The sequence below is a fragment of the Pseudolysinimonas sp. genome (genome assembly GCF_049651805.1).
GTDB lineage: Bacteria > Actinomycetota > Actinomycetes > Actinomycetales > Microbacteriaceae > Pseudolysinimonas_A.
The window spans coordinates 17,483-27,286 of sequence record NZ_JBASCU010000028.1; the positions used below are offsets into that span (position 1 = coordinate 17,483).

General features: G+C 67.7%; 11 protein-coding genes. 5 read left to right on the top strand and 6 right to left on the bottom strand.

Going from position 1 to position 9,804, the window contains the following annotated elements; translation table 11 throughout:
- The first annotated feature begins 4 nt into the window (after nucleotides 1–4).
- Together WBL06_RS06735 and WBL06_RS06740 are read left to right on the top strand one after the other, a co-directional pair.
- Nucleotides 5–319, top strand: coding sequence for a tryptophan synthase subunit alpha (locus WBL06_RS06735; protein ID WP_424455213.1), 315 nt, complete (start codon nucleotides 5–7; stop codon nucleotides 317–319).
- Nucleotides 319–1,191 (top strand): aminotransferase class IV, encoded by an 873-nt coding sequence (locus WBL06_RS06740; RefSeq protein ID WP_424455214.1) that lies wholly within the window; start codon nucleotides 319–321, stop codon nucleotides 1,189–1,191. Before WBL06_RS06735 ends, WBL06_RS06740 begins: the two co-directional genes overlap by 1 nt.
- A 181-nt stretch (nucleotides 1,192–1,372) precedes the next feature.
- On the opposite strand, the gene WBL06_RS06745 is transcribed toward WBL06_RS06740, so the two are convergent.
- Together WBL06_RS06745 and WBL06_RS06750 are read right to left on the bottom strand one after the other, a co-directional pair.
- Nucleotides 1,373–2,029 (bottom strand): DAPG hydrolase family protein, encoded by a 657-nt coding sequence (locus tag WBL06_RS06745; RefSeq protein ID WP_424455215.1) that lies wholly within the window; start codon nucleotides 2,027–2,029, stop codon nucleotides 1,373–1,375.
- Nucleotides 2,030–3,017: 988 nt separating this feature from the next.
- Nucleotides 3,018–5,153, bottom strand: a complete 2,136-nt coding sequence (locus WBL06_RS06750) for a DEAD/DEAH box helicase (RefSeq protein WP_424455216.1) — start codon at nucleotides 5,151–5,153, stop codon at nucleotides 3,018–3,020.
- Between the two features lie 169 nt (nucleotides 5,154–5,322).
- On the opposite strand from WBL06_RS06750, the gene WBL06_RS06755 reads away from it, so the two are divergent.
- The gene (locus WBL06_RS06755; protein WP_424455217.1) at nucleotides 5,323–6,555 is read left to right on the top strand and encodes a hypothetical protein; all 1,233 of its coding nucleotides are present in this window, start codon (nucleotides 5,323–5,325) and stop codon (nucleotides 6,553–6,555) included.
- On the opposite strand, the gene WBL06_RS06760 is transcribed toward WBL06_RS06755, so the two are convergent.
- From WBL06_RS06760 to WBL06_RS06775, 4 genes are read right to left on the bottom strand one after another with little or no spacing between them, the layout of a single operon-like run.
- On the bottom strand, nucleotides 6,512–7,033 hold the full coding sequence (locus WBL06_RS06760; RefSeq protein WP_424455218.1) for a hypothetical protein: 522 nt from the start codon (nucleotides 7,031–7,033) through the stop codon (nucleotides 6,512–6,514). The two genes, WBL06_RS06755 and WBL06_RS06760, sit on opposite strands and share 44 nt — an antisense overlap.
- Nucleotides 7,030–7,590 (bottom strand): hypothetical protein, encoded by a 561-nt coding sequence (locus tag WBL06_RS06765; protein ID WP_424455219.1) that lies wholly within the window; start codon nucleotides 7,588–7,590, stop codon nucleotides 7,030–7,032. Before WBL06_RS06765 ends, WBL06_RS06760 begins: the two co-directional genes overlap by 4 nt.
- Nucleotides 7,587–8,195, bottom strand: coding sequence for a hypothetical protein (locus WBL06_RS06770; protein ID WP_424455220.1), 609 nt, complete (start codon nucleotides 8,193–8,195; stop codon nucleotides 7,587–7,589). Before WBL06_RS06770 ends, WBL06_RS06765 begins: the two co-directional genes overlap by 4 nt.
- Nucleotides 8,192–8,569, bottom strand: coding sequence for a DUF6804 family protein (locus tag WBL06_RS06775; RefSeq protein WP_424455221.1), 378 nt, complete (start codon nucleotides 8,567–8,569; stop codon nucleotides 8,192–8,194). Before WBL06_RS06775 ends, WBL06_RS06770 begins: the two co-directional genes overlap by 4 nt.
- A 23-nt stretch (nucleotides 8,570–8,592) precedes the next feature.
- On the opposite strand from WBL06_RS06775, the gene WBL06_RS06780 reads away from it, so the two are divergent.
- Nucleotides 8,593–9,231: a hypothetical protein gene (locus WBL06_RS06780; RefSeq protein WP_424455222.1), complete on the top strand. Its 639-nt coding sequence runs from the start codon at nucleotides 8,593–8,595 to the stop codon at nucleotides 9,229–9,231.
- Between the two features lie 168 nt (nucleotides 9,232–9,399).
- Nucleotides 9,400–9,732, top strand: a complete 333-nt coding sequence (locus tag WBL06_RS06785) for a GIY-YIG nuclease family protein (protein WP_424455223.1) — start codon at nucleotides 9,400–9,402, stop codon at nucleotides 9,730–9,732.
- Nucleotides 9,733–9,804: the final 72 nt, after the last annotated feature.

Below are 9,804 nucleotides of genomic sequence, written 5' to 3' on the forward strand. Positions count from 1 at the left end.
AACGGTGAGCTTCGACAGCCCCGGACGACCCCGCCGCGCCAGCCTCGAGGTGCTGCGTGCCGAAGCCCAGGACGAGCTCGGGGCCGTCATCGTCGAGCGGCTGCGGTCGGGTGAAGACCCCTGGGCGTTCATGGAAGAGATCCCCAGCATCGACGAACTCGTCGTGCTGATCCTGCGCGCCGAACTGATCGTGGCCGACAACTCGCGGCGGCCGACTCCTGAGGTGGATTACCGGATGCTGCGCCAGATCGCCCTCGCCTACCCCGAACTCACCCCCACCGTCTGGTCGATGCTCGACCGCCGTATGGCGAGCGCCTGATGGCTGCCTCGGCTCTCGCTCTGTTCGACTTCGACGCTGCGGGTGCCGCGACGGGGTACCGACTCGTCGACCCGACACTGCCGGCGCTGACGGTGACCGAACTCGCGGCGACCCGCGGGGATGGGGTGTTCGAAACCGTCGGGTTGCACGAGGGTCGACCCATCAAGGCCGCGCGACACTTCGAGCGGTTCGCCACCTCGATCGGCATGCTCGACCTCCCCCCGCAAGACACCTCGGTATGGGATGCGGCACTTCGCGAAACCGCCGCCGCGCTCGACCCCGCCCCGGAGGGCTGGGTCAAGATGGTGATGAGCCGCGGGATCGAAGGTGGGGACTCACCTACCGGATGGGCCTACGCGACCGTGTCGGCATCCACGGTTTCGGTACGCGAGGAGGGGCTGCGCGTCGTGCTGCTCGATCGCGGCTACCGGCACGACATCGCCCAAACCTCGCCCTGGCTGTTGCAGGGCGCGAAGACGATCTCGTACGCCATCAACCGCGCCGCCTACCGCGAAGCGGCCAGACGGGATGCCGACGACGTCGTGTTTACGACAAGCGACGGCTACCTACTCGAAGGCCCCACGTCGACGCTCGTGCTGCGCACCGGGATGACGCTGCGCACCACCCGCACCGACCTCGGCATCCTCGCCGGCACCACGCAGGCCGAACTGTACGAGTGGGCTGCCCGCAACGGGTACACGACGCTGTACGAGCGGCTGACTCCCGCCGACCTCGCCGCCGCCGACGCCGCCTGGCTGGTCTCCTCGGTGCGTCTCGCCGCTCCGATCCGCGCCGTCGACGGCATCCCGAAGCCGGTGGATGCCGCCCTCACCGCATCCTTCACCGCCCACCTGCACTCCCTCACCGACTGACTCGGCAATCGGTAGCCGCCTCCGGCACCCCCTCGGTGGTCGAGTAGCCGCCGCCGGCACCCCCTCGGTGGTCGAGTAGCCGCCACCGGCACCCCCTCGGTGGTCGAGTAGCCGCCGCAGGCGGCGTGTCGAGACCCCCACCAAGTTCGGCATGGATGCCGGCGGTGTAGTGCGCCGGGCGTTACACCGTGTCGAGTGATGGCTGTGTGTTGACTCGATAGAGCTCGGGCAGAAACTCCGCCAGGTAGCCGACTTCCTCGATGTTGTGCACCAGCCACGCCCGTTCCATCCCCGCGACGAAGAGCTTCGTGCGCAGATAGGAGTTGATCAGTCCAGCGAGCCGGGAGCGCCCACCTAGGTCGAGCACGCTCGTGTAGTGGGTCGCCTCCTCCGCCCGAGACCAGGTGTGCTCGAGCTGGAAGAACTGCACGCCCGCAATGCGAAACACCAACCGGATGCCGGTGAGGTCGAGCTTCTCGACGCGGTCGACGGTGTCGATGTAGAAGCGCTCATCGCGTCCCATCATCTCGACGATGCGGAACCGCGCGCCCTCGGCAACCGCCCCATTGCGTGCCGGCCGCTCCAGCTCCCAGTGAATGTGGTCGAGGGGGTGCCAGACGCGGTAGCGCGGCTGGGTCTCACCGAAGTAGGTCATCGAGTGGCCGATGTGCCGGAACCACCACAGCAGCATCTCCGGCGTGACGCCGACGAGCGGTTCGTGATCGATGGTCAGCCGCAGCCGCCGGTGGGGAAACTCGGTGATCGAGACCCGACTCTCATCAAGGGCGCGGAGCGGCGCGAGGAGAGGGAGCGGGTCGGGAAGGGGAAGCCTCGACATCGGGACGCATCCTCCTGCACTCTCGCCAACTGACATCGACAAAGTAGCGTGCGAGGCACTCGACCCGCGAGGTCCTTAAACCACGAACGACCCCGGGTCTAGAAATCCCAGGGCCGTTCAGTGGTCGAATTGGCGTGCGCGACCCGCGAGCTCTCGGGCCGAAGCAGCCCGCGTGCCGTCCGGGTTTGACGCCGGGGACCCGCTGAGCACCGCCTCCGTGCCGCTCGGGTTTGACCCCGTGCGACCGGTCTGCGGTCCCTCGACCGGCGGCTGTGACACCGTCCGTTCCGGGTTTCGCCTTTTCGGTTGAGTCGAGATTACTCAGCCCAGCGCGGCGCACAACCCGTCAAGTTTCGCTAGATAGTTGAGAGTTTGCGGCGGTGGGTCTCGACACGCGGCTGCGCCGCTACTCGACCACCGAACGGGGTGCGGCTGCGCCGCTACTCGACCACCGAACGGGTGCGGCTGCGCCGCTACTCGACCACCGAAGCGGTGCCGGTCAAATACTGACGGCGGTGATGTCGTCCGCGGAATTCGCCTTACCCCCGTAATTGCGATTCGCGATAGTGACGAGATCACCGCCGTCTGGCTAGTCCCCCAACTAGTGCTCTTGAAGAGTAGCTAGCAACGTAGGCATTCCGCTGTCCCCAGTGGGGGTGTCCGCATCGTGGAGGACACAACGGGGTACAAGCCGTCAACGACGAACGACCCTCGTTGCCGCGTTCCCACCGGCAAGCCGGGGGTTCGTCGAGCCACGAGGGCCGTTCTGTCGCCTTCAGGTTTCCCTTCCAGCGAGCACAACATTACTCAGCCGGGGACGGCGCACAACCCGTCAAGTCTCGCTAGATAGTTGAAGGTTTACGGGGGTCTCGACACGCGTCCTCCGGACGCTACTCGACCACCGAATCACGCGTCCTGCGGACGCTACTCGACCACCGAATCCCGCGGCCGCGCCGCTACTCGACCACCGAATCCCGCGGCTGCGCCGCTACTCGACCACCGAGTCTTTGAGCAGGGAGACGAGGGCCTCAAGCTGCACGGAACCTTCGGCCGCCTCGAACTCCTCACCGTCGAGGGCGCGCGCCGCGAGGCCGGCCTTGCTGTCGATGAGTTCCGAGATGCGGCCGTCGATCGTGCCGGCGGCGATGATGCGCCACGCCGTGACCGGCAGTTCCTGACCGATGCGGTGCACGCGGTCGATCGCTTGCGTCTGTTCGGCATTCGTCCACGACAGTTCGGCGAGAACGACGTTGGATGCCACCTGCAGGTTGATGCCGACGCCCGCCGCGGTGAGCGAACAGACGGCGACCGAGACCTCGGGGTCGTTGGTGAACGCGTCGAGCGCGAGCGTGCGGGCCTTCGTGGTCTGCTCGCCGCGGATCGACACCGTCTTGAGGCCGGCCTTCTTGAAGAACTGCTCGGCGGCATCCATCACGTCGATGTGCTTCGCGAAGAACACCACCTTGCCGACGTTGCGCGCCAGGTTGACGGTGTAGTCGGCCGCCGGAACGGCCTTCGCCTGCCCGATGCGCCGCACCATCGCGAACACGTTGGTGCCGTCGGACCCCCCGCCCCGCGACTCCTCGAGCTCGGCGGCGGCGACCATGCGGATGGCCTCGTCCGGCGACGTGTCGGGGCGAGCCGCGGTGAGGCGGCGGTAGCGCTCCACGAGCCGCGCGATGAGCGCCTGCTCGGCCTCGTGAATCGAGCGGCCGGCTTCGCCGTCGAGTTCGACCGGGATGTCGGCGATGCGGCGGGCGGGGATGTCGGCAGCGACATCCACCTTCTTGCGGCGCACGATGCCCATGTCGATGACCGCACCGCGGGCGGCGGAGAAGAAGCCCGGGTCACCGGGGTTCAACTCGGTCTCCTCGAGCTTGCGCATGAGGGCGCTCAGCGGCTTCTTGTCGTCGATCCAGCCGAGGTACTGCCAGATCATCCGGAAGTCTTCGATCTGGTTGATCAGCGGGGTTCCGGTGAGCGCCACGAACAGCGCGTTCGGGGTGACCGCGCGGATGCTCTTCGACAGCGCCAGCACGTTCTTCGACCGCTGCGAGTCTTTGTTCTTGATGAAGTGCGCCTCGTCGACGACCATGCCCTTGAAGCCGCGGCGCGAGAGCCAGGCGACGTGTCGGTCGAGCACCTCGTAGTTGACGATCACGACGTCGGCGAACGCGTCGATGTCGTCGCCGTCACCGTGCACGACCGTGGCGGAACGTTGCGGCGTCCACTTCTCGACCTCGCGCGCCCAGTTGACCTTGACGACGTTCGGCACGACCACGACGATCGGGTACGAGCCGGATGCTTCTGCCGCGAGCAGCGCCTGCGCGGTCTTGCCCAGGCCCGGCTCGTCGGCGAGCAGGTAGGTGCGGTGACCGGCGCGGGCGCTTTCGATGAAGCGTGCCTGGTGCCGCATCAGCTCTTTGCCGCCGGCGGCAGCGAGCGACCGGGCGTCGGGCAGGTCCATGCTGGCGGCTCCGCCACCCGAACCCATCTCGAACGACCGGAACAGCGGCTCGATGAGCTCCCAGTTGGCGAGGCGTCCGGCGGTCGACGACTTCGACGCCGTCACCGAGCTGAAGTCGGGCGCAAGGAAGGGGTTCGCCATCTGGTACTGCTTCACCGACTGCGGAACGACGTGCTTCTCTTCGTCGCGCGCAGGGGCCTCGGTGACGACGATCAGATCTTCGGGCGACAGCTCGGCGCCGGCCTCGAGCAGCATCGCCCGCTTCGCCTCCTGCTGCTGCGTCGTCAGCGGGGCGGTGTCGGTAAGTAGCTGGATGAGCGACGTGTCGCGGGCGGCGGCCTTCGCCATGATCGTGGCGATGCCGTCGAGGCGCGTCAGCTCTTTCGTACGCTCGGCATCCGTCAGTGCCTTGTCGGTCTTGATGCGGGCGCGCTCCTCACGCACCAGCGCCGCGACGACGCGGAACTTGACGCGATTCGGCGGGCTGACCTTGCCGCGCTCGGCGGAACTCTCGATCGTGCGCACCGTGCGCGCGAGGATCGGGATGATGCCGGTCTCGTCCTGGTGCTGACGCCGCCGCTGCGATTGCGCGTTGGAGCGCTTGCGGGTCGACGACCTCTGCCCCGAAGGACTCTTGCTCTGCCCGGAAGGGCTCATCGGTCTCCTTGGTTCTCGTCAGAAACGAGAGCCTGCTGTGCGATCCGCCGGTGAGGCGGACCGGGTGTGATCCAAGACATGCTCCGCGAAACGTACCCAGACCCGGCTTGACCGGTGGGAGGGGAGCACGACAAGTCTAGCCCCTGATCGCCGACAGTAGGATCACTGAATGCTCTACACCGCTCTTCGAGTTCTCTCGCGGTGCTGGCCGGCCCTTCTCGCGTGGTTCCTGCTCGGGTGGACGCTACGGGCCCTGATCATCCGCGGCGCGTCGTTCCTGCTGAACATCAACGAAGATCTCGGCTTCCTGCTGCTGCCGGTCGCGATCCTCGCGCAGCTCGCCGCGTACGTGGGCATGTTCCTCGCCGTGCGGCGTGAACTTCCGCACCTGACGGTGATGGATGACGCCGGAGTCGGCGAGAAGACCCCCGGCCCGGTGCGCCAGTGGCGGGAGTCGCTGCTCGTCGCGATCCTGCCGTTCTTCCTGCTCTACGTCGCGTGGAACCTCATCCGCGACGACATCGTCGACCTGTATGCCTCGTCCCTCACGCAAGACAACTTCTGGGACAACACGGCGTCAGACGGCTCGATCACCGCGGTGTCGCTCGTGATCCTCGCCGTCGCCTTCGTCCTTCGCTGGCTGCTCGGCCGGTTCGCAAACCGGCTGCCGCGCTGGACGAGCATCCTCGCCACCTATTTCGAGGCCGTCTGGGTGTTGGGCGCGCTCTTCACCATTCGCGAACTGCTCGCCGGGGTCGGCGGCTGGCTGTCGACGCGGCGGCTTTTCGCGTGGGCGGTCGACGGCTGGGCCGAGATCCGCGAGACCTTCGCCTGGCTCGGCGTCATCGGTGACGCACTCGGCTGGGCGTGGTCGCAGGTGGGCACGCTGATCGGGCTGCCACTCGCCTGGCTCGCATTCGCATCCATCGTCTACTTCGGCACGATGCCGCGCTCGCGGCGCGCGACCCCCGCGCGAGTGACCACCGTGAGTACGCGGTGGTCGGGCCTGCCGGTGTGGTTGCAGAAGCTCGGCACGACGCTCAGCGCGGGGGTGCTCGACCGGTGGCGCCCCGTCGCGCTGGCCGCTCGGCTCATCTGGAGCGCCGGGCCAATCACGGTCGGCAGCTTCCTGCTCGCCTTCGCCGTCATCGTCGCCGGCGGCGAATGGCTGCGACTGCTCGCCTACCGCCTCATCGGGCCCCAGGGGGTGGCCTGGTGGTATGGCGCGAGCGATGCGGTCGAGATGGCGATCGGGGCGGTCACGGCCGTGCTCACGGTGAGCCTCGTCGCCGCCGCCTTCGATCGTGCGTTGCACAGCGACGCGGCCGACGAACTGCTCGAGGATGCCGGCGACGCTGTCAGCTCAGCCGCAGCACCCGCGGTAGAGCAGCCGACGCGCTGAACTGCACCACGGCATCCGCCACCTCGCCGCGCGGCACCAGGAACGTCAACTGCAGGTCGTACGTCCCCGCCTCATTCAAGACGCAGAGGGTCTCGAAGCGATCCGGGATGTCGTAGTCGCTGTCGGTGAAACTGTCCGCGGTCCATTCGCGCTCGTACCCGGTCTTCGCCGACGCGACGAGGGTGATCTCGCACGAGGTGAACTCCGGCGGGTCGACGACACGAATGGCCAACGTCGCGACGACGATGTCCGCCCCCTGCGGAGCATTCCACTCGTCGCCATCGAGCGTCTCGAGGTCGGTGAGCTCGATGTCGGCACCCGCGTACCGCACGAGCTCACCGAGTGCGACCGTCTCAGCCTGCGGTTGCGTTTCGAGGTACGGAAGGAACCGCGGCGTCAGCGACACCACGAGCGCGGTCGGGATGAGCACGGCGAGCGCGACGAGAAACCAGCGGTTGCGCCGCAGCCACCCGCTCACCGTGCACCCGGGCGAACGGGCACGAGTTCGACGTCGTCGTGCCGCCGCAGCTCGGTCAGGTCGACGGCATACTCGACCACGCTCGCCAACCGGGAGTCGAAGCTGTCGGCGATCCGCACGATGGCGGATGCCGCCCCTGCGTAGTCACGCACGTCGCTCGGCAACTCGACGAGGATGACACCCCTCACGGGGAAGCCCGGGTCGATCACGCGGCCGTCGACGGTGTCGGAGTCGGCTCGGTCGGAGGCGCGGTACCTCACCCCTCCGACCAGCACCTCGACGTGGACACCAGTGCGTTCGAGGCGCGCCTCGAAGGTCGCGTCGACCACGAGCCACACCCCCGACGTCGTGCCCCGCCACTCCCCGAGCTCGACCTCGTCAGCGAACGCCACATCGTGCACCTTGGCGACGATGTACTCCGAGACGATCCGGTCGCCCTCCCCGCCCGTCGCCCCGAACGGCGCCTCGATCAGCTCCGACGCGGGGGTCGAGTACGCGACGCCGAAGGTGAGCACCAGCAGCCCGATCCCGCCGAGCAGGGGTAGCCGTCGCTTCATCGTTCGTCTCGCACGGTCACGGGCACCTCGACGGCGACCTCCACGTTCACCCAGCGGGTGCCGTCGATGATGTCGGCCTTCTCGGCGTCAGCATCGACGATGCCGACCCGCACGTCGTCGCCATCCGCGAACTGCGACTCGCGCACGGTGAACGCGAAAAGCAGCGTGTCGGAAACCCCGGGGTTGAGTTCGGGGCCGAACGTGCCGTCACGCTCCAACACAGTCGTGTACGCATCGGCGCTGAGGCTGACGTCGATCTCGATCACCCCCGGAATCTCGAACGGGGGAAACGACGTCCCGGCGATCGGCAGTTGCGGCTCGCTCATCGCGGCCTCCATCGTCGCCACGACGACGAGGAAGATCTCCCCTGGTTCCGCCTCGCTGTAGCCGTCGGGCGACAAGTCGGTGAGGTAGATGTCGTCGATCGAGGTGATCAGTCGCGTTCCGGCGTAGGGCTCTCCGGCCTCCCACTCCGGAACGATCTCGCTCTGGAGCTCGACGGTGTCCCACCCGCCGAGCGGGATGGCGGCCACCCCTCCCAGCGCGAGCACTCCCCCGGCGACGAGCACCGGCATCCAGCCGCGCACGCGTTCGCGCATCGTCACCGACGCTGCTCCTCGGGAATCGGCACCTTGATGAACCACCCAGCGAGCAGGAAGGCGAGCGCCGCCACGAACTGTGCGCCCCGCCACAAATCACCCTCGAGAGGCAGCGGCCAGATCGGGTTCCACATCACGGCGATGACCGCGAACAGGGGCAGCCACCACCACTGTTTCGCCTGGAACGCGAACACCGCGACGATGGCGGCGAAGATCGCGACGATGTACAGCACGACCGTGAACGGCCCGTCGTTCAGCACCAGCGTGCCGATGAGCAGGGCAAGCGCGGCGATCAGCCCAGGGGCGAGCGCAAGGCGGCGCACACCGGGGTCGGGCTTACTGCCGTAGCGGCCGGCGGGGCGAGAGCTAGTTGAGGGCATCCCGCAACCCTACGATGTCGGCCATGGGCTTCTTTGACGACATCGCCGACTCGTTCCGCTCCGTCACGGGTGGCGTGGACGGTGACCTCCTCACCACTGGCACCCTCGGGCGCGCCGACCTGCTCGGCGTCGACATCTCGGGCACGACGATGCAGTTCGGCAACGGGCTCGTCGAACGCAAGTGCACCTTCAATCTGCAGGTTTATCTCGAGGGCGAAGCGCCCTACGCGGCGACCTGCGTGCAACGGGTGCAGGAGATCTACATCCCGCAGCTCATCCCCGGTCAGACGGCTCTCGCGGTGCGCGTCGACCCCGCCGACCGCAGCAAGGTCGCGATCGACTTCGCCACCCCGGTGCCGAACGTGACGGTCAAGTCGGGCGAGGGTCGCGACAGCGCGAAGTGGATTCTGGAGAACGGCACGGATGCCGCCGTGGTGCTCGTCGCGAATCAGCCGATGGGGCTCACCTCGTCGGCCGGCGATCCCGTGCAGGCGCTCACCCTCACGATCGACAAGGGTCCCGAGAGCTACCAGGTGCAGGTCGGCAACGGTGTTCCGAACAGCGCTCTGCCGCTGCTCTTCCCCGGCTCGAAGCTGCACGCCAAGATCGGCGACGGCCCGAACGACGTCGTCGTCGACTGGGCCAAGGGCGCTCGCGCGTAGAGCCTTACCCTATCGGTGGTCGAGTAGCCGCCTGCGGCGGCGTGTCGAGACCCGATCACTCTCTCGGTGGTCGAGTAGCCGCCGCAGGCGGCGTGTCGAGACCCTGTGGACGACCAGTTCAGCTGTGGAGAGCGCCGGGAGGTACGTCGACGGGAGCGACGATGTCGCATGCCCTTCACCTACATCCTTCGCTGCGCCGACGGCAGTTACTACGTAGGCAGCACCCGCGATCTCGAGCGACGTCTCGCCCAACACGACGCTGGCGAGGGCGCCGTGTACACGAGGCGGCGGCGCCCGGTCGAACTCGTCTGGGCCCAGGAATTCCAACTAGTGGACGACGCCTTCGCGCTCGAGAAGCGGGTACAGAACTGGTCCCGCGCCAAACGGGAGGCTCTCATCGAGGGCCGGTTCGACGACCTGCCAGGGCTGAGCGGGAGCGCCTATCGGCGGCGGGGTCTCGACACGCCGCCTGCGGCGGCTACTCGACCACCGAGAGAGTGATCGGGTCTCGACACGCCGCCTGCGGCGGCTACTCGACCACCGAGAGAGTGATCGGGTCTCGACACGCCGCCG